We start from the raw sequence: 19,987 nt of genomic DNA, 5'->3' as shown, positions 1-19,987 counted from the left end.
GCACGGGACGCACGATTCATACGCTGTACGCATGGATCTGGAGCTGCGGCAGCTGCGCGCGTTCGTCGCCGTCGTCGAGGCCGGGACGTTCACCGACGCGGGCGCGGCGCTCGGGCTGTCGCAGGCGGCGGTGTCGCGGTCGGTGGCGGCGCTCGAGGCGGCGCTCGGGGCGCGGCTGCTGCACCGCACCACGCGGCACGTGCGCCTGACCGCGACGGGCACGCAGGTGCTGGCCCGGGCCCGGGCGGTGCTCGACGAGGTCACGCACCTGCGGCGGGTGGTCGAGCGCTCCCGCACCGAGCTGCGCGTGGGCTACGCCTGGGCCGCGATGGGCCGGCACACGCGCCGCATCCAGCGGGCCTGGGCCGGGCGGCATCCGGGTGTACCGCTGGTGTTCGTCCAGCACAACAGCCTCGCCGCCGGGCTGACCGACGGTACCGCCGACGTCGCCGTGCTCCGGCGGGCCCTGGAGGATCCCCGGTTCGAGACCGCCGCGGTCGGACTCGAGCACCGCTGCGCGGCCGTCGCCACCGACCACACCCTCGCGCGCAAGCGCACCGTGCGGCTGGCCGACCTCACCCGGTACACCATGGCGATCGACGATCGAACGGGCACGACGAGTCTCGGGCTGTGGCCGGCGGGGGCGGGGCCGGCGTCGGTGCGCGCCACGCGGGGCACGGACGAGTGGCTCACGCTCATCGCGGCCGACCAGGCCGTCGGCGTGACGTCGGAGGCGACGGCGCACCAGAACCCGCGGCCGGGGGTGGCGTACCGGCGGATGAGCGACGCGCCCCCGATCGAGGTCCGGCTGGCGTGGTGGCGCGACGACCCGCCCGCGCACCTCGACGACCTGATCGCGCTCACCCGCGAGGCCTACGGTCCGCTCGGGTAGGCTCGCCGGCATGAGTCTGCCGCAGCGGACCGCGATCCTGGAGGCGATGCACCGCGAGGCGGAGGTCGGCGAGCAGACGCTGGCGCCCAACAGCTACCTGGTGCTCGTCGCCCCCGGCGACCACCCGCACCTGGTGCCGTTCGCGGGGCCGCTCGCCCGGGCCCAGGCCGAGTTCCTGGCCGAGCAGCGCTGGGGCGTCGCCGACGAGGTCGTGGTCGACCTGCAGCCCGACGACACCGTCCCGCCGGGCTCGTTCAAGATCATCGCTGACGTGCGCAAGGCCCGCACCCGCCGCGAGGACGAGGCCGGCCGGGGCGTCGGCCTGCTGGTCGACGACGGCCGGCGGTACACGGTCCAGGCCGGCGAGACCGTGATCGGCCGCGGCCGCCAGGCGGACCTGCGCGTGCGCGACGAGGGCGTGTCGCGGCGGCATGCGGCGCTGCGGTACGACGGCCGGAGCCTGGTCCTGATGGACCTGGACTCGACGAACGGCACCCTGCTCAACGACGACCCGGTGACCGAGCCGACGGCCGTGAACCCCGGCGACGTGATCACCCTGGGCGGCGTGACCCTGACGGTCCAGGGCGAGCGCTGAAGGGGCTTGCCGGGCTCGGCTAGGGTCGAGCGGCATGACCCGGTCCGCGGACTCCCTGGGCAACGCGCGCGAGATCCTGCTGGGCAAGCGCTCGCCGACGATCAAGGTGCTCGACCGGCTGCTCGGGGCCGGCATCCTCGCGGCCGGACCGGTCGGGGCGGCGACCGGGCAGCCGTGGCTGCTGGCCGCGTGGGGCTGGGTCGACCAGAAGAACGAGCTCGTCGCGCGGCTGGACGAACTGGTCGCCAAGGGCCGTGGGAAGCTGCGCCGGTCGGGCGGGCACCGGCGGCACGAGGTCCTCGCGGCCACGCACGCGGCGCTGGCCGTCGCCGCGTTCTTCACCGCCGTGCGCGACGTCGTCGGCCCGGTCTACGACGAGCTGGAGCTGAGCGAGGACGACCTGGCCCGCCTGTCCGCGCTGCCGGGGCACCGGGAGGAGCTGGGGAGCCTGGCCGGGCGGCTGCTGTCGCTGCCGGTCCGGCTGCCGCGGGCGGGCTGCGGGTTCCACGAGAACCTCGACGGCGCCCTGCGGCCGTACTACGACGAGCTCGCCCGCCGGTGCGTCGGGTTCTTCGCCGGGCTCGAGGCGTGGCGGCGCATCGGGCACCGCACGGGCGTCGCCGACGAGCTGCGGGACGGCGCGCTCGAGCGGTACCGGGCCGAGTACTTCCGCCTCGCCGCGGACGTGCCGGAGTTCCGGATCTGGGCGGTGTTCGGCGAGCACCGGGCCGAGCAGGACGCGCTCGCGCGGCTCGAGGAGCTGACCCGGTCGCTGGCCGGCTCGTCGCGGGTGGCGCTCGAGGCGCTGCGCGGCATCAACCGGGCGGTGCTGACGAGCCCGATCGTCAACCTCGACGAGGCGACCAGCGGGCCGCCGACCGTGCGGGTGCCGACCGTCCAGCGCGGGTACGTCGAGCCGCACTTCCGCTGGGCCGTCATGGGCCCGTCGTCCCGGCCGGCGCAGGAGGAGTGGTGGCAGCAGCAGCGCCGGGGCACCGACCTCGCCGGGTTCGTCGCGGCCCACGTCGTGTCGGCGGCCGCGGCCGAGCGCCCGCTCGTGGTGCTCGGCCATCCGGGCAGCGGCAAGAGCCTGTTCACCAAGGTCTGCACGGCGCGCCTGTCCGCGACCGACGCCGTCATGACCGTGCGGGTGCCGCTGCGCGACGTCGCGGAGCCGACCGCCAGCGTGTACCGCCAGATCGAGGACGTCCTGCGCGAGTCCACCCACGGCCGGGTCGAGTGGCGCACCCTCTGCGAGGGGAGCGAGGACTGCCTGCGGGTCGTGCTGATCGACGGGCTGGACGAGCTGATGCAGGCCACCGGGGCCACGGAGTCGCGGTACCTGCGCAACGTCATGGACTTCCAGCGCACCGAGTCGGCCGGCGGCGGGCCGGCCGCCGTGATCGTGACCTCGCGGACGCTCGTCGCCGACCTGGCCGCGATCCCCGAGGACTGCCTGGTCGTGCGGCTCGAGGAGTTCACCGACGAGCAGATCGGCACGTGGGCCGAGCGCTGGGCCGAGGCCAACGCGGGCGGCGCGAGCCGGCCGGTGGAGGCGGCGCGGCTGCGCGAGTACGGCGACCTCGCCCGCCAGCCGCTCCTGCTGCTCCTGCTCGCGATCGTCGCCGCCGGGCGGGAACTGCCCGCGGACGGCACCACCGCGGCCCTGTACCGCATGCTCCTCGACGACTTCGTCCACCGCGAACTGGCCCGCCCCGACAACCAGGCCCCCGGCCACCCGCAGGAGGAGCGGGTCGCGGCCGAGCTGTGGAAGCTGGGCCTGGTGGCGTTCGGCATGCTCAACCGCGGCCGCCAGCACCTCGCCGAGCACGACCTGGAGGCGGACCTGCGCGCCCTGCCCGGCCCCGCGGCCACGGTCCCGGTCCGCCCCCGGGACCTGGCCCGCCCGCTGGGCCCGGCCCGCCGCGTGATCGGCCGCTTCTTCTTCGTGGTGGCGGCCGAGGCCGACGCCGGCGCGGCCGGGCGCAGCTACGAGTTCCTCCACGCGACGTTCGGCGACTTCCTGGTGGCCTTCCAGGCGCTGGAGCTGCTGCGGGACGCGGCGAAGGCCCGGACGCTGCGCACCGCGTCGCAGGTCTGGGACGACGACCTCCTCTTCGCCCTGCTGTCGCACACGCTGCTGGCCACGGCCGGCTCGCGCACCATCGACCTCTTCGCCGAGCAGGCCCGCGGCGACGAGGCCGTCGCCGCGGTCCTCGAGCACATCGTGAGCGCGGCCCAGCACCGCTGGACGGCGGGCCGGCACGCGGCCTACGACCCGTCGGGCGCGCCGCCGGTCCGGCGGCTCGCCACCTACACCGCCAACGCCGTCGCGCTGCGCCTCGCGATGGCCGACGGCCCGGTGCCGCTGAGCCGCTTCGGCCCGCCCGGCGCCGAGACCGGCGAATGGTGGTCGGGGCAGGTGCGGCTCTGGGAGGCGATGCTCGCCCCGACGGCCGGTTGGGGCCCCTTCATCAGCCGCCTGCAGGTCACGGACGGCGAGCACCCGGCGGCGGCGTGGCAGTTCCCGGCGGGCGGGTGGGCCGAGGACATGGTGGAGATCGCGGCGCTGCGCACCGACCGGGCCATGCAGCTCGCCGCCGGGCGGACCGTGCTGCACGGCAGCCGGGAGGACGTGCACCACCCGAGCCCGCGAATCGCCCGCGACCTGGCCCTGCTGCTGCGGCGGTGGCTCCCCGACGGGCCGGAGCTGGCGGTGCTCACCGCGCCCGGGGAGATCCCGCCGGACCTGCACGGGCTGGCGTCGGTCGTCGCGGCCCGGCACGGCGGACGCCTGGACACGGAGCAGCTGCGCGAGCTGGCCCGCACGCTCGGCGAGGGCGCCGACCGCGCCCACACCGACCTGCTGGGGGGCCGGCGCCTCTTCACGATCTTCGCGAACATGATGATCGACTTCTCGGACCACCTCGAGTCCGGCGACCTGCGGGGGATCGCCGACACCAGGGAGGGGCGGGCCCTGCTGGCGCTGCCGCCGGAGCTGGCGCGGCCGCTCATTCCCGAGCTGGTGGCCTCGTTGCTGTCAACGCGGCAGCAGGACCTGGCGTGACGTTGCCGCGCCGGAGGACTGGGCCGTCCAGGCCGCCGGCGCCTCGGACAGGGGCACGGCCTCGTACGACACGCTCAGGCGGCCGGCCGCGGCGTGGGCCGCGATCGTGCGCAGGGTCTCCGCCCGCTCCGGCTTGGTCAGGGAGTTGTTGGTGTACCCCAGGATGCGCAACGAGCCGCTGCGCAGCGTCGCCGAGTCGATCGGGGCCGTCGGTGCGGCCGAGCCGCCCAGGTTGACCAGGCGGCCGCCCGGGTGCAGGACCTGCAGCGCGGCCGCGGCCGGGATGCCGAACAGCGGGTCGAGGACCAGGTCGAGGGGGCCGTCCAGGGCGACGCGCAGGCGGGCCGCCAGGTCCGGGACGGTGTCGTCGTCCAGCAGGGGTACGACCGCATCCGCGCCCAGTTCCGCGGCCCGGGCCTGGGCGCGGGCCGAGCGGCAGGCCGTCACCACGCGGCGGGCGCCCAGCAGGCGCGCGATCTGGATGGCGGCCTGGCCGACGATGCCGCCGCCGCCCAGGATGAGGACCTGCTCACCCCGGCGCAGGTCGCCGCACGAGGTGAGGGACTGCCACGCCGCGACGGCGGACAGGCCCAGTGCGGCGACCAGCGCCGGGTCGGCCCCGGGCGGCAGCTCGACGATGTCGGCCTCGGGGACGTTCGCGTACTCCGCCATGCTCCCGTCGCCGGGGCGCATGCCGGCGTCGGTGGCGAACCACACCGGTGTGCCGTCGGGGCGGGTGCCCACGCCCTGGACGCCGGGGACGTACGGGACGGGCGGGGAGCCGAAGTACGACGTGCCGGTCGCGCACAGCACGTCCAGCGGCGTGATCGGGGCCGCGGTCACGGCCACCCGGACGCCGCCGGAGAAGTCGGCGTCGTACGACGACACGACCGGCGGGCGTCCACACTGGAGGATCAGGGCGGCTTGCACGTCAGGTCGCGATGTCCGGGTAGGGCAGGTTGAAGTGCTGCAGGCGCAGCGCGTACTGCTTCTGGAAGCCCAGCGGCTCGTCGTGGTCGCGCTCGAACATGGCGATGAACAGCGTCAGCGTCAGGAACGGGTGCGCGCCGAGCTCGAACAGCGCCGGATAGTCGTGACTGACCAGCGCCGACCGCTCGGCGTCGTCCAGCCGAAGCCACGTCGAGGCCTCGCCGGTGTGGCAGTTCAGCAGCGAGTCGGCCATGTTCGCCTCCCACCACTGCACGGTGCCCGCGGGGTCGGTGCGGTAACGCTCCACCAGGTCGGGGTCGCGGTCGACGGTGAACAGGAACTTGTTCAGCAGATACTTGCTCATGCCGGAGCCCCCGACGGGTACCAGGTGAAGTACGCCTCCATGGTGTGGAACAGGTCGAAGGTGTCGACGTAGTCGGCCTTCCGCCCGGCCCCGGCCACGCCCATCATGAGCATGAAGTCCATGAACCCGTGGGTGGCGTTGCCCGGCGCGTGCAGGCTGTCCAGGGTCACCTCCGACAGGCACCCGTCGAGGTCCCCGTTGGCGATCCACTCCACGGCGCGGGCGTCGAACTCGGGGTCGGGGCCGTGCGGGCCGAACTGGCGCGGGCCGCCGAGCTCCAGCGACAGGTGCCCGGTGCCGACGACGGCCACGCGCAGGTCGCTGGGCCAGGACGCGACAAGCTCGCGGATGGTCTCGCCGAGCTGGACGAAGCGCTTGGGCTGCGGCAGCGGCGGGGCGAAGATGTTGGTGTACACCGGCACGATCGGCAGGTCCGCCTCGGGCCGCAGCGTGATGATCGGGCACGTGATGCTGTGGTCGATGCGCAGCTCGTTGCTGAACGCCAGGTCGAAGCCGGCGTCGAGGCCCTCCCGCAGCATGTACGCCGAGAGGTCCTCCTGCCCCTTGAGCTTCATGCGCGGCAGGCCGAACTCGCGCTCCTCGTTGTACCAGTTGGCGTCGTAGAACGGCGCCTTGCCGATGAGGAACTGCGGCATGTTGTCCAGCCAGAGCTGGTGGAAGTGGTCGGAGCCGACCATCACCAGCACGTCCGGGCGGGCCTTGGTCAGCGTCTCCCGGAAGCGCAGGATCTTCGCGACCCACTCGTCGGCGAAGGGCGGCCGGTCCTCGCCGGTGGCCGTGCTGGCCTTGTAGTAGAACGGGTGGTGCGTAGAGGCGATCACCGCGACGATCTCGGCCACGGCGGCTCCCTTCAGTCCGTGACGGGGGTGTACTTCGCGTTGCGGTCCACGGTCTTGTAGATCTCGAGACCGAGGTTGGTGCGCCGCTCCTCGGCCAGGTGCCCGAGCAGGCCGGCCGCGCGGGCCAGCAGCGCGAAGCCGCGCAGCATCTCCACGGGCAGGCCCAGGTCGGCCAGGGCGGCGCCGCAGACGCCGGCGCCGTTGAGCGGCAGGGTGCGGCCGAGGACCGCGGGGTGCACGCGGCCGACGGCCTCGAACAGGCGCAGGTGGGGCCCGCGCAGGCCTTCCTCCTCGGCGATCGCGATGAGGACGGGGGTGCGCGGGTCCTGGACCTTGTGCACGGGGTGGCCGAGGCCGGGCACGAACCTGCCGGCCGCGCGCTGGCTGCGCACCGCCTCCAGCGCGACCGCGTCCCAGTCGGCGTCGCTCTCCGGCCGGGGTGAAAGCTCGTGGAGTACAGCCGCCAGGAACTTCCCGCAGTCCTCGGTGACCCCCAGGAACCGGGACCCGCCGCCCAGCAGGCCCGCGGCCAGCGCGCCCTGGAGGGCCTCGGGGGCGCTGGCGTAGGTGACCCGGGCCGCGATCGCGGTGGGGGTGAAGCCGTGGTCGGCGAGGGCGACGAGGACGGCCTCGAACACGCGGGTCTCGCCGGGGGAGGGGCGGCGGCCGGCGACGAGCCAGAACGCCAGCTCGCCGAAGCCGACCTTGCCCATCAGGTCGGCCGCGAGGTCCTGGCCCAGCAGCCGGATATGGTCGGCGTCGGACGTGCCGATGCCGGTGGGGAAGCTCAGCTCTTCAGCCATTGCCGGATCTCCTCGCCGTGCTCGTCCAGGGCCGGGGGCGCCAGCTCGTACCGCGGGGGCGTCGCCGAGAACGTGATCGGGTTGCGCACGCCGGGGACGCCGCCGGTGACGACGACGGGGTCGAGCCCGAGGTTCTCGGCGTAGGCGACGCCGCCGTCGATGGTGTTGATCGGTGCGCACGGTACCCCGGCCGCGGTGAGCAGGTCGAACCACTCGTCCTTGCCCTTGGTGGCGAGCACCTCGACGAGCAGCGGGCGCAGCGCCTCGCGGTTGGCGGTGCGGTCCTGGTTGTGCGCGAAGCGCGGGTCGTCGAGCAGATGCTCCAGGCCCAGGACCCCGCACAGCTTGCGGAACTGCGGGTCGTTGCCGGCGATGACGATGAGCTCGCCGTCGGCGGTCGGCAGCGGCTCGTACGGGAACAGGCTCGGGTGCGCGTTGCCCATGCGGAACGGCACGGTGCCGCCGGCGACGTACCCGCTGCTGTGGTTGACGAGCCCGGACAGCGCCGAGGCGAGCAGGTTGACCTCGACGTGCTGGCCGCGCCCGGTGCCGGCGCGGTGGTGCAGCGCGGCGAGGATGCCCAGACCCGCGTGCATGCCGGCCATCACGTCGAACACGGAGATGCCGGCCCGGTAGGGCGGCCCGTCCGGATCGCCGGTCAGGCTCATGAGGCCCGAGATCGCCTGGACCATGAGGTCGTACCCCGGCAGAGCCGCTCCGGCCGCGGTACCGAAGCCGGAGATGGAGGCGTAGACGAGGCCGGGGTTGGCCGCGGCGAGCGAGTCGTAGTCGAGCCCGAAGCGCGCCAGGCCGCCCGGCTTGAAGTTCTCGATGAGCACGTCGGCGCGGCGGGCCAGCTCGCGGGCGGCGGCGAGGTCCTCCTCCACGCGGAAGTCCAGCGCGATCGACCGCTTGTTGCGGTTGATGCCGAGATAGTAGGTGGAGAGGCCGTCGCGGATCGGGGGCATCCACGTGCGGGTGTCGTCCCCGCCCGGCCCCTCAACCTTGATCACGTCGGCGCCGAGGTCGGCCAGCAGCATCGTCGCGTACGGCCCCGCGAGGATCCGCGAGAAGTCCGCGACCAGCAGCCCGTCCAGGGGTCCCACGGCGCCTCCGTCCGCTGTGCGGACGACTGTCCGCAACTCGTTGACACGATACAACGCCGAGAACAGAATGCCACTACATAGCCAATGCACCCAGTCCGATTCGGGGCCTGCTCCGCGGCGGGCCGAATCGGACCGGGGCCGCATTCTGGCCGCCAGGCGGACACATGTCCGAGATTGGAGCCCGCGATGGGCGCAGTCGTCTTCCGCAACGCCCTGGTCCTCACCATGGACGACACACACACCGTTCTTCCCGGCACCGACGTCCTGATCGTCGACGAGCGCATCGCCGAGATCGGCGTCGGGCTCACCGCCCCGCCCGGCGCGCAGGAGATCGACGCGACCGGCGGCATCCTCATGCCCGGCATGGTCGACACGCACCGCCACATGTGGCAGACCGCGATGCGCGGCTACGGCGCCGACTGGACCCTCACCCAGTACTTCGTCTGGTACTACCTCGAGTCGGGCAAGCACTTCCGCCCGCAGGACATCCACGCCGGCAACGTGCTCGCGGCCTGGGAGGCCCTCGACGCCGGCGTCACGACGACCGTCGACTGGTCGCACGGCCTGCAGACCACCGAGCACGCCGACGCCGCCGTGGACGCGCTGGAGTCGGTGCCGGGGCGGTTCGTGCTCGCGTACGGCAACATCCAGCAGGGCCCGTGGCAGTGGTCGGCCGCGCCCGAGTTCCGCGACTTCGTCACCCGCCGCATCACCGGCTCGGACCTGCTGGGCTTCCAGATGGCCTTCGACGTCACCGGCGACCCGGCCTTCCCCGAGAAGGCCGCCTTCGAGGTCGCCCGCGACCTGGGCGTGCCCGTCACCACCCACGCCGGCGTCTGGGGCGCGACGAACGACGACGGCATCCGGCTCATGCACGAGCACGGCTTCATGACCCCGCAGACGATCTACGTGCACGCGGCGACGCTGACGGACGACTCGTACCACCGCATCGCCGCGACCGGGGGCAGCGTCTCGGTGTCGACGGAGAGCGAGCAGAGCGCCGGGCAGGGGTACCCGCCCACCTGGGCGCTGCGCGACCACGAGATCCCGGTCTCGCTGTCGATGGACACCAGCGTGTGGTGGAGCGGCGACCTGTTCTCGGCCATGCGCACCACGCTCGGCGCCGACCGCTCCCGCGAGCACCTGCAGGCCCACGAGCGCGCCGAGACCGTCACCCACGTGCACCTGCGCGCCGAGCAGGTCGTGGACTGGGCGACCCGGGGCGGCAGCAAGGCCCTCGGCCTCGACGACCGGATCGGCAGCCTGGAGACGGGCAAGAAGGCGGATGTCGTACTGCTGAAGAACGACGCGAGCCCGGTGATGTTCCCGATCCTCAACGCGTACGGTCACGTCGCCTTCCAGGCCCAGCGCGGCGACGTGCACACCGTCGTGGTGAACGGCCGCGTGGTGAAGCACGAGCACCGGCTGGTCGGCGCCGATCTCGCGAAGGCCCGCGCCGACGTCGAGGCGACCGTCGAGCACCTCATCGCCACCATGGGCCGCGACGCCTGGGAGAAGGGCATGAATCCCGACGTTCCGGAGACCAAGGTGACGGACAATCCGTACACGTACACCGACTACGACGCCGGCTCGGCGCAACGGAAGCAGTAGGAAGGGTCTTCATGCCACGCGAAGCGGGACCGGACTTCATCGAGGCTCTCGCGCGCGGTCTGGACGTGGTGCGCTGCTTCCGGCCGGGCCGGCCGGTGATGACCCTGAGCGAGGTCGCCACCGCCACCGGCCTGGCCCGCCCCACCGCCCGGCGGATCCTGCTCACCCTGGAGGAGCTCGGCTACGTCCGCTCGTCGGGTGAGCGCGGCTTCGCGCTCACCCCGCGGGTGCTGGAGCTCGGCATGGCGTACGTCAACGCCCTGTCGATCTGGGACGTCGCCCGCCCGCACATGCAGCGCCTGGTCGCCGCGACGGGCGAGTCGACGTCCCTGGCCCAGCTCGACGGCTCCGACATCGTGTACGTCGCGCGCGTCGCGGTGCCGAAGATCGTCACCCTGGCCGTCACCATCGGCACCCGCTTCCCGGCCCCGGCCACCTCGATGGGCAAGGTCCTGCTCGCCGCCCTCACGCCGGCCGAGCTGACCGCCCTGCTGGCCGAGCCGACCCGCTCGGGCATCACGCCGCGCTGGCGCCCGCCGCGCGAGGAGCTGGACGCGGCCCTGCGCGAGGTCCGCACGAAGGGCTGGGCCCTGGCCGACCAGGACCTGGCCCCGGGCATCCGCTCGGTGGCCACGGGCGTGCGCAACGGCGACGGGCGGGTGGTGGCCGCCCTGAACGTGACGGTCCACGCGGCCGAGACGACGGTCGAGCACCTGCTGGAGCACCACCTGCCGCTACTGCTGCGCGCCGCGGCGGACATCAGCCACGACTGGTCCCTGCTCGACGCGGTCCCGCTGGCTATCGAAGCGCGGTGACCTCGGCGGCCGTGGGCAGGGCGGCCCGCGCGCCGACCGCCGTTGTGGCCAGCGCGCCCGCGGCGCAGGCCAGGCGTGCGGCCTCGTCCAGGTCGCGGCCGGTGTCCAGGGCCCACGCCAGCGTCGCGCAGAAGGCGTCGCCCGCGCCCGTGGTGTCCACCGTGGCCACGCGGTGGCCCGGGACGTCGACGGTTCCGGACGCGCGGTGGATGCGGCAGCCCGCGGCGCCCAGGGTCACCACCACGGCGCCGGCGCCCGCGGCCAGGAGGTCGGCCGGGGCGCCCAGCACGGCCAGCTCGTGCTCGTTCGGCACCAGAACGTCCACCCGGGACAGCAGTTCCGGCGGCAGCGGTACCGCCGGAGCCGGGTTGAGCACGAAACGCCAGCCGGACCGGGCGGCCGCCAGCACGGCGTCGAGCGGCACTTCCAGGCTCGCCAGCAGCACGCCCGAGCCGGTCAGGGCCGGGATGTCGGCGGGGGAGAGGCGGGCGTTCGCGCCCGGTACCACCGTGATGGCGTTCTCGCCGGCCTCGTCGACCAGCACCACGGCCAGGCCCGTCGGGGCGCTGTCCCGGGCCAGGCCCGACAGGTCCACAGAGGACAGTGAGGCCGGGTCGAAGTCGGGGCCCACGCGGGCGATGAGGGTGCACGCGCCGCCCAGGCGGGCGACCGCGGCGGCCTGGTTGCCGCCCTTGCCGCCCGGGCCGGTCGAGGAGGCGGTCGCGACGACTGTCGAGCCGGGCGCGGCGATGCGGGGCACGCGCACGACCAGGTCGTTGTTGACCGCTCCCACGACCACCACGCTCATGGCACCGGATGGTACGTGAGCGCGAGCAGCGCCGCGTGCGTCCGCGCGTCCGCGGCCGCGATCAGGCCGTTCGCGCCCGACTCGACCGGGGCGCCGCGCAGGTCGGTCACCACGCAGCCGGCGGCCTCGCACAGGGCGATCCCGGCCGCGAAGTGCACGCTGGCGCGTACGTCGCCGTCGGTGAGGTACGCCGCGCGCTGGCCGGTCGCGACCCACGCCAGGGCGAGCGTGGTGGACAGGACCCGCGGGCGGAACCGGGCCTCGAACGCCGGGTTCGTGAGCAGGCGCGCGATCCGCTGGTTCGGGAACGGCGGGTCCAGGTTCAGGTCCACGAGGGCCGTGTGCGCGGACGGGGCCAGGGGGCCCTGCGTGGAGTACACCCGATGGGAGAACGGATCGGCGACCGCCGCGGCGACGGTGCGGCCCGCCGCGCGCAGGGCCACGTTGACCGCCACGTTCATCGCGCCCGAGGCGAAGTTCAGCGTGCCGCAGAGGGGGTCGACGAGCCAGGCGCGCGCCGCGTCCGCGGGGCCGGTGCGGCCGCTCTCCTCGCCGGTGACCGCGTCGCCGGGGCGGGCCGCGCGCAGCACACCGAGGATCGCCGCCTCGGCCTCCAGATCGGCGGCGGTCGCGAAGTCGCCGGCGCCCTTGTCGAACCGGGCGAGCTCGGCGCCGAAGCGGGCCCGCACCACGGCGGCGCCCGCCTCGGCGGCGGTCACGGCGAGTTCATGATCGTTCGGCATCCGGTGAGTGTACGGTCACGGGATCGCGCAGCATGAAGGCCGCGTACCAGTCCGGCCACCCCTCGTCGTAGTGCCCGAGCTCCTGCTCGTGCACGCCGTGCGCCTCGGCCGCGCGGCGCAGGGCCGCGGCGAGGTCCTCGGCGGTGTCGAAGCGGATCACCGGCCCGGCGCCCGGACCTTGATCTCCTGCAGCACCCAGCCGTTGCCGTCCGGGTCGCGGAAGGACGCGAACGAGCCGTAGTCGCCGCGGTCCGGGTCCGGGCCCGGCACCCGCGCCTCGTCGCCGGCGTGGTGGAAGACCCCGCCGGCGTCGTGGAACGGCTCGCTGATGTCGACCCCGCGCTCGGCGAGTTCGGCCCGGGCCTTCTCGATGTCCTTGACCACGAGGTGCAGCCCCTGCACGGAGCCGGGCGCGGCGGTGGTGAGCCGGTCGCCGAAGATGACCGAGCACTCGGATCCGGGCGGCGTCAGCTGTACCACGCGCAGCCCGTCGGATCCCGGGAAGTCCGCGTCCAGGCGCCAGCCCAGCCCGGCGTAGAAGTTCTTGGCCCGGTCGACGTCGGCGACGGGGATCACCACTACCTCGAGTTTGAAGTCCACCCCGCAACGATCCCGCGCCCGGCCGGCCGGGGCCCCCGGATCACCCCGGATCCGGCCCCGCGGCTCACTCGGCGTAGCCGTAGCCGAAGTCGACCGGCGGCTCCGGCGGCCGCAGGTGGGCGATGTCGACCGTGACGCCCTGGACGACCGGCCGGGTCCGGCGCCCGAGGCCGGCCCGTTCGACCTTGTCGAGGGCGAGGTACAGGCAGCGCCAGGTGCGGTCCCGCCACTCCTCGCCGCAGCGGTCCAGGCGCACGGCCCTCACCCCGGGGCCGGCCCACACCGGCCGGTACGCCACGAGCGCCGGCCCCTCGCCGTCGCGCAGGACGAGGGCGTCGTCGGGGGTGATGCGGTGCTCGCCGTCGCCGAGCGGGCGCAGGAACATGGCCCCGATCCTATCGACGGCTGGCTACAGTGGCCCGATGGCGAGCATCCAGCCGGAGCTGTGGGTCGACGGCGCGGCCACGGCGGTCGAGTTCTACGCCGCCGCGTTCGGTGCGCGGGTACTGCACCGCGTCGGCGATGGCGAGGACGTCGTCGCCCAGCTCGATGTCGGCGGCGCGGTCTTCTGGGTGGTGCAGGCCGACGCGGGCCGGCGCCGGCTCAGCCCGCCCGCGGCCGGCGGCACCACCGGGCGCGTCCTGCTCGTCGTCGACGACCCCGAGGCCGTGCACGCGCGCGCCGTGGCCGCGGGCGCGACCGCCACGTCGGCGGTCGCGCCCGAGCACGGCTGGCTGGTCGGGCGGATCGTGGACCCGTTCGGCCACGAGTGGGAGATCGGCCGGCCCGGGTAGGGGCTGTATCGAAGTGGATGGCCGGGCTGCGGCGGTCTCAGACGCCGCCGGGAACCGTAGCGGTCACACCCCGATACAACCCCGGTATCGGGGCGCGCCCGGCGCGGCCCCAGCCGACGCCTGAGCCTCGCCTCGCTCCGACCCCCACTTCGATACAGCCCCTAAAGCCTAGAGACCGAGGGCGTTGAAGAGGTACAGCCAGATCTCGCTGCGGGTCGGGAACGCCGGGATCGCGTGCCGCAGGCGGCTCAGCGGCACCTCGCCCACCACCGCGATCGTCGCCGCGTGCAGGAAGTCGGCGACCTCCGAGCCGGTGATCGTCGCCCCGACGATGACCTGGCGCTCCTCGTCGATGACGAACCGGCTCGTGCCGCGGGCGCCGTTGCCGTAGTACGAGCCGCCGGCGTTGCCCGAGGTCGGCAGGTCCACGACGCGCACGCTGATGCCCGCCGCCCGGGCCGACTCGGCGGTGTGCCCGACCGCGGCGACCTGCGGGTCGGTGAAGATGACGCGCGGGGCGCCGGGGCCGTCGCCGAGGTGGGTCGCGGCCATCGGCCGGCCCAGGATGTGCCCGGTGGCGAGCGCGGCCTGGTACTTGGCCATGTGCGTGAACAGGGCCCGGCCGTTGAGGTCGCCGATGACGTACAGCCAGTCCTTGTCCGGCACCCTGGTGTCCTCGTCGACCGTCACGTACCTGCCCGTCGTGAGCCCCACCGACTCCAGCCCGAGCCCCGCCGTCTCCGGCACCCGCCCGGTCGCCACGAGCAGCTCGTCGCCGGTCGCGGTGCCGCCGTCGCCGAGGTTCACGACGACCGTGTCGCCGTCCCGGCGTACCGACGTCGCCTTCTGCGCGGTGCGGATGTCGACCCCCTGCTCGGTCAGCGACGCCGTCACCTGCTCACACGCGAACTCCTCCTCGCGGGGCAGCAGCCGCCGCTCGCCCTCGATCAGCGTCACCTTCGTGCCCAGGGAGGCGTAGGCCTGGCTGAGCTCCGTCCCGACCACCCCGCCGCCGAGCACCACCAGCCGCCCCGGCAGCGTCTTCGCCGTCGTCGCCTCCCGGTTGGTCCACGGCCGCGCCTCGGCCAGCCCCTCGATCGGCGGCATGGACGGCGCGGTCCCGCCCGCGAGGATGACCGCCTTGCGCGCGACAAGCGCGGTGTCGCCGACGACCACCCGCTTCTCCCCGTCGAGGCGACCACGCCCGCGGAAGAGGGTGATGCCGCGCTCCTCCAGCCACGGCAGCTGCCCGGCGTCGTCGAGGTTGCCGATCAGCTCGTCACGGCGGCGCAGCACCTCGGCGGCGTCGAGCGGCCCGGTGACCGCCTCGCGCACCCCCGGCACCCGGCGCACCTCGGCGAGCAGCTCGCCCGGGCGCAGCAGGGCCTTGGACGGGATACAGGCCCAGTACGAGCACTCCCCGCCGACCTTGCGGTCCTCCACGATCGCCACGTCGAGCCCGGCCTCGGCGAGCCGCCCGGCCGCGACCTCCCCGCCCGGCCCGGCCCCGACGATCACGACGTCGAAGCTGCGTTCCTGCATCACACGGACTCCCCTTCGTTCGGGCATGTACCTACGACCGTACGCGGGAGGGGCGGGGTTGCGCCGGGGCGGAACAATGCGGGGGTCAGCTCCTCTAGGGTGGGAGGCACCCGGTGCACTTTCAGGACTACCTGGCCGCCATCGTCTTCGGCGCCGTCATCGGCATCGTGGCGCGTATCATCCTGCCCGGCCGCCAGTCGATCGGCATCATCCTGACCACCGTCATCGGCATGGCCGCCGCGGTGGCCGGCACCTGGGCCGCGGACCGCTGGAACCTGCACAGCGACAAGCACTTCACGGTCGCCGGCCACGGGTACGACTGGCTGGTCATCGGCGTGCAGGTCGGCATCGCCGTCGTCGGGGTCGGGCTCGCGGCCGCGCTGACCAGCGCCTTCCGCTCGGACGACCACGACCGGCGCCACCACCATCACGACCGGTACGACTACGACCGCTAACGCTCGTTGAGCAGCCGGGCCAGGTGGGCCTGGTCCTCCAGGATCGCGGTGATGGGGGACTGGACCGTGTCCATCTGGCCGATGGTGTCGCTCGTGGTGTGGATGCCCGACGAGACCGAGCGGGCGCTGTCCTGAATCCCGGCGATCTGCTCCGCGACCATCTGGGTCGCCGACGCGGTCTCGCGGGCCAGGTCCTTCACCTCGCTCGCGACCACCGCGAAGCCGCCGCCGCGACCATCCCGGCCCGCCCGGCCTCGGCCGCGCGCGGGCAGTCCCGCACCTCGGCCAGGTCGCCGTGGTAGATCGGCTGCCGGGTCTGCTGCGCCCGCGCGACGAGCCCCGTCGGCGCCGCCCGCAGCCGGTCGGCGATCGGGCCGGTCTCGTGGGCGACCTCGAGCACGCCCCCGGGCCCGGTGGGCAGCCAGACGGCGCCGTAGTGGTAGTCGTAGGAGCGCACCAGCGACTCCACGGTGATCCGCCAGGTGCTCGCCTCGTCCGACGCGCCGCTCAGCGCGGTGACGAGTTCCTCGAGCGCCTCGACGTCCCGCGGCACCGGCTCCGGCCGGGCGACGGGTTGAGAACGCGACAACAGGCCCACGCCTGGCCATCGTCATCGCGGTGCGCTTCTGTAGTGATTTGGTTCCCAGGTGGAAGGTGCATGAAAACGGACATGGCTCGCCGATTCCCCTGAACCGCCAAAAACCCTGCGGGGGCGAGCGGGCGGCCGGACGGTGATCGACCGGGTGCCTGCCGTGCGGGACGCGTGGTGCGCGACCGGCTACCGTGTGCGCCATGGCAACGATCGGCGACGTGGCGAAGCAGGCGGGAGTCTCCCCGAGCACCGTCTCGTATGTCCTGAGCGGCAAGCGGACCATCTCGGAGGAGACCCGGACCCGCGTCCTGGCCGCCATCGAGGTGCTCGGCTACCACCCGCACGCGGGCGCCCGCGCCCTGGCGAGCAACCGCTCCAACGTCATCGCCCTCATCATGCCGCTGTACACCGGACTGTACGTGCCGATCCTCATGCAGTTCGTGATTTCGGTGGTGACCGCGGCGCGCCGCTACGACCACGACGTGCTGCTGCTCACCCAGGACGAGGGGGAGAAGGGCCTGGAGCGGGTCGCCGCGAGCTCCCTCGCCGACGGGCTCATCGTCATGGACATCGAGGAGCACGACCCGCGCCTGCCCCGGCTGCGCACCCTCGGCCGCCCGTCCGTGCTCATCGGCTTCCCGGCCGACGGCACCGGCCTGACCTGTATCGACCTCGACTTCGCGGCGGCCGGCGCGGCCTGCGTGGACCATCTCGCCGACCTCGGGCACCGGTGCGTGGCCCTGATCGGTTCGCCGCCGGAGGTGTACGAGCGCGGGCTCGGCTTCGCCCGCCGTACCGCGGACGGCTTCCACGAGGCGCTGCGCCGCCGGGGCCTGACCGGCTCGACGGTGCCGTGCGAGCCGTCGCCGGACGCCGTGCAGGCCGTGGCGGAGTCGCTGCTGGCCCGGCACCCGGACCTCTCGGCGGTCGTGGTGCACAACGAGCCGGCGGTACCGCTGCTGCTGGACGCCTTCGCCGCGCTCGGCCGCTCGGTCCCGCACGACGTGTCAGTGGTGGCCATCGGGCCGGACGACCTCGCCGAGCGCTCCAAGCCCCGCCTCACGTCGGTCGGCATCCCCGCCGAGGAGATCGGGCGGCGGGCGGTGGAGCTGGTGGCGGCGAAGCTCGGCGGGCGCGCGGTCCCCGACGCGACCCTGGTGTCGCCGGTGCTGATCCCGCGCGACAGCGCGGGGCCGGTGGGGGCCTAGGGGCTGTGTCGAAGTGGGGGTCGGAGCGAGGCGAGGCTCAGGCGTCGGCTGGGGCCGCGCCGGGCGCGCCCCGATACCGGGGTTGTATCGGGGTGTGACCGGCGTGGTTCCAGACGGCGTCTGAGTCCGCCGCAGCCCGGCCATCCACTTCGACACAGCCCCTAGGTTTCCCGGAGCGGGGTTGTCCGTGGCCCGCGCGTAGTCCGCAGCTCGCGGGGTTGTCGGCAGCGACCTTCATCACTGCGGGCGCCGGTTCGTCCGCGGCCCGCACGAACCCGGGTTGGCACAGTGCGCCGCGGGAGTGCAACATGTCGTCGTGTCCGCGTCAGCTGCCCTCCCGCAAGCCCGTCACGACGCCCAGGCGCTCGCCGACTCCGGCGACGTCGCGGGTGCGCGGGCGGTGCTCGAACGCGCTGTAGCCGCCGGCCGCCCGGGCCTGGCCGACGGCGACCCCGAACTGCTGGCCACCATGCGCCAGCTCGCCGCCCTGCACACGCGTGCGGGCGACCCCATGATGGCGCGGCGCGTGCTGGAGGAGGCGGTGGAGTCCGCCGGCCAGCGCGGCGACACCGACCCGCTGGCCGTGCTGCTCTCCCACGACCTCGCGGTCGTCGCGACCGAGCTGAACAACCGGTACGTGGCGAAAACCCACTTCGCGCGGGTCGCCCGCTTCGGCCCGGCCGCGCTCGGCCCCGGCCACCCGGCGGTCGTGCACGCGCGCCAGATCACGGCCCAGGACCCCGGCGCGGCGGCGCTGGAGGACGACGCGCCGACGGTGCGCCTGGAGCCGGGCGGCCCCATGTACCCCGTGCCGGTGGTACCGGGCCCGCCGCTGACCGGGCCGCCGCCCATGCCGGCCCCGATGCCGCCGGGCCAGCCGCCGGTGCCGGGTCAGCCGATCCCGGGTCATCCGGTTTCGGGCCCGCCCGTGTTCGGTCAGCCGCCGGTGCCGGGCCAGCCGATCCCGGGTCATCCGGTTTCGGGTCCTCCGTCGGTGCCGGGCCCGCCGGTTTCGGGTCCGCCCGGGCCGCGTCCGCCGGTGTCCGGTCCCCCCGTGTTCGGTCAGCCGCCCGTGCCGGGCCAGCCGCCGACGGGGCCGGGCCAGCCCCCATACCAGGGTCAGCCGCCGGGACCGGGCCAGCCCCAGTTCCCGGGCCAGCCCCCCGTGTCCGGGCCGCCGCAGTTCCCGCCGATGCCGCAGCTGCCCCTGCCCCCCGTGTCCGCGCCGCCAATGCCACCCCCGCCCCCCGCCGGTTCCCCGTTCGCGGGCCCGCCGGTCTCGGGCCCGCCCCTGCCCCCGTCACCGTTCGCGACGCCTCCGGTGTCGGCCCCGCCCGTGTCGGGCCCCCCGGTGTCCGGCCCGCCGGGCCTGCCGCCGAACCCGTTCGCGCTCCCCCCGGTGTCCGGCCCCCCGGTGTCGGGCGTGCCGGTCTCGGGCCACCCGGTGTCCGGGTATCCGGTGTCGGGGTACCCGGTGTCGGGCGTACCCGCCTCGGCGCCGCCGGCCCCGCACCAGCCGCCGGCCCCGCACCAGCCGCCGGCCCCGCACCACACCGAGGTGCCGCCGGTCGTCCCGCCGCTGGGCGACGTCAACGCCAAGCGCCGCCGCTGGCCCCTGGTCGTCGCCGTGGTCGGCATCGTGGCGGTCCTGGCCGCCGCCGGCGCCGCGTTCTACGTGCTGCGCCCCAAGAGCACGCCGTCCGTCGTGTCGGACCCGCCCTCCGCGAGCGCGTCCCCGTCGCCGTCGGCCTCGCCGTCGCCGACCGGGCCGCCGCCGGTCACCGCGATCGTCTCGCCGCTGGACGGCAGCGCGGTCCCGTGGCCGGTCGACGCGCAGTTCACGATCGCGCCGGAGGACGCCGGGGCGACCGACACGGTGCTGGTGCTGTCCGTCTGCGTGGGCGGCCGCTGCTACCTCGACAACAAGCTCGACCTGCGCAAGGGCATGTCGAAGCAGACGTACACCGTCCGCCTCGGCTCCACCGCCGCCGAGGGCATCAACTCGACGTGGACGGTGCGCCTCGACCGGCTGACGAACGCGGTGTTCGACCAGGCGAAGGCCGAGAAGAGCGCCGAGGTCGCCAACAACACGTGGGGCAACAAGGGCACCTCGATCAGCCTGCTGAACCCGACCCCGGTCGGGCAGGTCACGCTGACGAAGCAGCACTGATCCGGGGCCACGGGGTGGCGCACGATCGGGTA

At 74.4% G+C, this 19,987-nt stretch carries 22 protein-coding genes; 9 read left to right on the top strand and 13 right to left on the bottom strand.

Annotation, left to right across the window (positions count from 1 at the left end):
- Positions 1 to 31: 31 nt before the first annotated feature.
- From ACPPVO_RS38260 to ACPPVO_RS38250, 3 genes are read left to right on the top strand one after another with little or no spacing between them, the layout of a single operon-like run.
- On the top strand, positions 32 to 892 hold the full coding sequence (locus tag ACPPVO_RS38260; RefSeq protein WP_426503446.1) for a LysR family transcriptional regulator: 861 nt from the start codon (positions 32 to 34) through the stop codon (positions 890 to 892).
- 10 nt (positions 893 to 902) lie between these two features.
- On the top strand, positions 903 to 1,487 hold the full coding sequence (locus tag ACPPVO_RS38255) for an FhaA domain-containing protein (protein WP_426503445.1): 585 nt from the start codon (positions 903 to 905) through the stop codon (positions 1,485 to 1,487).
- 34 nt (positions 1,488 to 1,521) lie between these two features.
- Positions 1,522 to 4,554 (top strand): NACHT domain-containing protein, encoded by a 3,033-nt coding sequence (locus ACPPVO_RS38250; protein ID WP_426503444.1) that lies wholly within the window; start codon positions 1,522 to 1,524, stop codon positions 4,552 to 4,554.
- Here ACPPVO_RS38250 and ACPPVO_RS38245 read toward each other — a convergent pair.
- From ACPPVO_RS38245 to ACPPVO_RS38225, 5 genes are read right to left on the bottom strand one after another with little or no spacing between them, the layout of a single operon-like run.
- Positions 4,528 to 5,442 (bottom strand): quinone oxidoreductase family protein, encoded by a 915-nt coding sequence (locus ACPPVO_RS38245; protein WP_426503443.1) that lies wholly within the window; start codon positions 5,440 to 5,442, stop codon positions 4,528 to 4,530. The two genes, ACPPVO_RS38250 and ACPPVO_RS38245, sit on opposite strands and share 27 nt — an antisense overlap.
- A 43-nt stretch (positions 5,443 to 5,485) precedes the next feature.
- Positions 5,486 to 5,848 carry a hypothetical protein gene (locus ACPPVO_RS38240; RefSeq protein WP_426503442.1) on the bottom strand — a complete coding sequence of 121 codons (363 nt, stop codon included), beginning with the start codon at positions 5,846 to 5,848 and terminating at the stop codon, positions 5,486 to 5,488.
- Positions 5,845 to 6,708, bottom strand: a complete 864-nt coding sequence (locus ACPPVO_RS38235) for an extradiol ring-cleavage dioxygenase (RefSeq protein ID WP_426503441.1) — start codon at positions 6,706 to 6,708, stop codon at positions 5,845 to 5,847. Before ACPPVO_RS38235 ends, ACPPVO_RS38240 begins: the two co-directional genes overlap by 4 nt.
- 11 nt (positions 6,709 to 6,719) lie before the next feature.
- Positions 6,720 to 7,511: a citryl-CoA lyase gene (locus ACPPVO_RS38230; protein WP_426503440.1), complete on the bottom strand. Its 792-nt coding sequence runs from the start codon at positions 7,509 to 7,511 to the stop codon at positions 6,720 to 6,722.
- Positions 7,496 to 8,617: a CaiB/BaiF CoA transferase family protein gene (locus tag ACPPVO_RS38225; protein WP_426503439.1), complete on the bottom strand. Its 1,122-nt coding sequence runs from the start codon at positions 8,615 to 8,617 to the stop codon at positions 7,496 to 7,498. Before ACPPVO_RS38225 ends, ACPPVO_RS38230 begins: the two co-directional genes overlap by 16 nt.
- 186 nt (positions 8,618 to 8,803) lie before the next feature.
- Here ACPPVO_RS38225 and ACPPVO_RS38220 point away from each other — a divergent pair, with 186 nt between their 5' ends.
- Positions 8,804 to 10,228 (top strand): amidohydrolase family protein, encoded by a 1,425-nt coding sequence (locus ACPPVO_RS38220; RefSeq protein ID WP_426503438.1) that lies wholly within the window; start codon positions 8,804 to 8,806, stop codon positions 10,226 to 10,228.
- 11 nt (positions 10,229 to 10,239) lie between these two features.
- Positions 10,240 to 11,043 carry an IclR family transcriptional regulator domain-containing protein gene (locus ACPPVO_RS38215; protein ID WP_426503437.1) on the top strand — a complete coding sequence of 268 codons (804 nt, stop codon included), beginning with the start codon at positions 10,240 to 10,242 and terminating at the stop codon, positions 11,041 to 11,043.
- Here the strand turns inward: ACPPVO_RS38215 and ACPPVO_RS38210 are convergent.
- The 5 genes from ACPPVO_RS38210 to ACPPVO_RS38190 all read right to left on the bottom strand — a co-directional run bounded on the left by ACPPVO_RS38210 (position 11,027) and on the right by ACPPVO_RS38190 (position 13,579).
- A complete protein-coding gene (locus ACPPVO_RS38210; protein ID WP_426503436.1) occupies positions 11,027 to 11,851 on the bottom strand; it encodes a ribokinase in 825 nt (274 codons plus the stop codon). The genes ACPPVO_RS38215 and ACPPVO_RS38210 overlap by 17 nt on opposite strands.
- The gene (locus ACPPVO_RS38205) at positions 11,848 to 12,594 is read right to left on the bottom strand and encodes an inositol monophosphatase family protein (protein ID WP_426503435.1); all 747 of its coding nucleotides are present in this window, start codon (positions 12,592 to 12,594) and stop codon (positions 11,848 to 11,850) included. Before ACPPVO_RS38205 ends, ACPPVO_RS38210 begins: the two co-directional genes overlap by 4 nt.
- Positions 12,578 to 12,754, bottom strand: a complete 177-nt coding sequence (locus tag ACPPVO_RS38200) for a hypothetical protein (protein ID WP_426503434.1) — start codon at positions 12,752 to 12,754, stop codon at positions 12,578 to 12,580. Before ACPPVO_RS38200 ends, ACPPVO_RS38205 begins: the two co-directional genes overlap by 17 nt.
- The gene (locus ACPPVO_RS38195; protein ID WP_426503433.1) at positions 12,751 to 13,194 is read right to left on the bottom strand and encodes a VOC family protein; all 444 of its coding nucleotides are present in this window, start codon (positions 13,192 to 13,194) and stop codon (positions 12,751 to 12,753) included. Before ACPPVO_RS38195 ends, ACPPVO_RS38200 begins: the two co-directional genes overlap by 4 nt.
- Positions 13,195 to 13,258: 64 nt before the next feature.
- Entirely contained in the window at positions 13,259 to 13,579 is a 321-nt protein-coding gene (locus ACPPVO_RS38190) for a hypothetical protein (protein WP_426503432.1), read from the bottom strand.
- 37 nt (positions 13,580 to 13,616) lie between these two features.
- On the opposite strand from ACPPVO_RS38190, the gene ACPPVO_RS38185 reads away from it, so the two are divergent.
- Positions 13,617 to 13,988: a VOC family protein gene (locus ACPPVO_RS38185; RefSeq protein WP_426503431.1), complete on the top strand. Its 372-nt coding sequence runs from the start codon at positions 13,617 to 13,619 to the stop codon at positions 13,986 to 13,988.
- A gap of 168 nt (positions 13,989 to 14,156) precedes the next feature.
- Here ACPPVO_RS38185 and ACPPVO_RS38180 read toward each other — a convergent pair whose 3' ends face one another.
- Positions 14,157 to 15,530, bottom strand: a complete 1,374-nt coding sequence (locus tag ACPPVO_RS38180) for a dihydrolipoyl dehydrogenase family protein (protein ID WP_426503430.1) — start codon at positions 15,528 to 15,530, stop codon at positions 14,157 to 14,159.
- A 113-nt stretch (positions 15,531 to 15,643) separates the two neighbouring features.
- Between ACPPVO_RS38180 and ACPPVO_RS38175 the strand changes: the two genes are divergently transcribed.
- Positions 15,644 to 15,985 (top strand): GlsB/YeaQ/YmgE family stress response membrane protein, encoded by a 342-nt coding sequence (locus ACPPVO_RS38175; protein WP_360390065.1) that lies wholly within the window; start codon positions 15,644 to 15,646, stop codon positions 15,983 to 15,985.
- Here ACPPVO_RS38175 and ACPPVO_RS38170 read toward each other — a convergent pair.
- Together ACPPVO_RS38170 and ACPPVO_RS38165 are read right to left on the bottom strand one after the other, a co-directional pair.
- Positions 15,982 to 16,200, bottom strand: a complete 219-nt coding sequence (locus tag ACPPVO_RS38170; protein WP_426503429.1) for a hypothetical protein — start codon at positions 16,198 to 16,200, stop codon at positions 15,982 to 15,984. The two genes, ACPPVO_RS38175 and ACPPVO_RS38170, sit on opposite strands and share 4 nt — an antisense overlap.
- Positions 16,182 to 16,583 (bottom strand): hypothetical protein, encoded by a 402-nt coding sequence (locus ACPPVO_RS38165; RefSeq protein ID WP_426503428.1) that lies wholly within the window; start codon positions 16,581 to 16,583, stop codon positions 16,182 to 16,184. Before ACPPVO_RS38165 ends, ACPPVO_RS38170 begins: the two co-directional genes overlap by 19 nt.
- Positions 16,584 to 16,777: 194 nt before the next feature.
- Here ACPPVO_RS38165 and ACPPVO_RS38160 point away from each other — a divergent pair, with 194 nt between their 5' ends.
- Positions 16,778 to 17,785 carry a LacI family DNA-binding transcriptional regulator gene (locus tag ACPPVO_RS38160; RefSeq protein WP_360390073.1) on the top strand — a complete coding sequence of 336 codons (1,008 nt, stop codon included), beginning with the start codon at positions 16,778 to 16,780 and terminating at the stop codon, positions 17,783 to 17,785.
- Between the two features lie 316 nt (positions 17,786 to 18,101).
- Entirely contained in the window at positions 18,102 to 19,955 is a 1,854-nt protein-coding gene (locus tag ACPPVO_RS38155; RefSeq protein WP_426503427.1) for a hypothetical protein, read from the top strand.
- Positions 19,956 to 19,987 lie beyond the last annotated feature (32 nt).

The sequence above is a fragment of the Dactylosporangium sp. McL0621 genome, assembly GCF_049995355.1.
In the GTDB taxonomy this organism is placed as follows: Bacteria; Actinomycetota; Actinomycetes; order Mycobacteriales; family Micromonosporaceae; genus Dactylosporangium.
The sequence above is the reverse complement of the archived record's forward strand: the minus strand, read 5'-3'. Positions and strand labels throughout refer to the sequence as shown.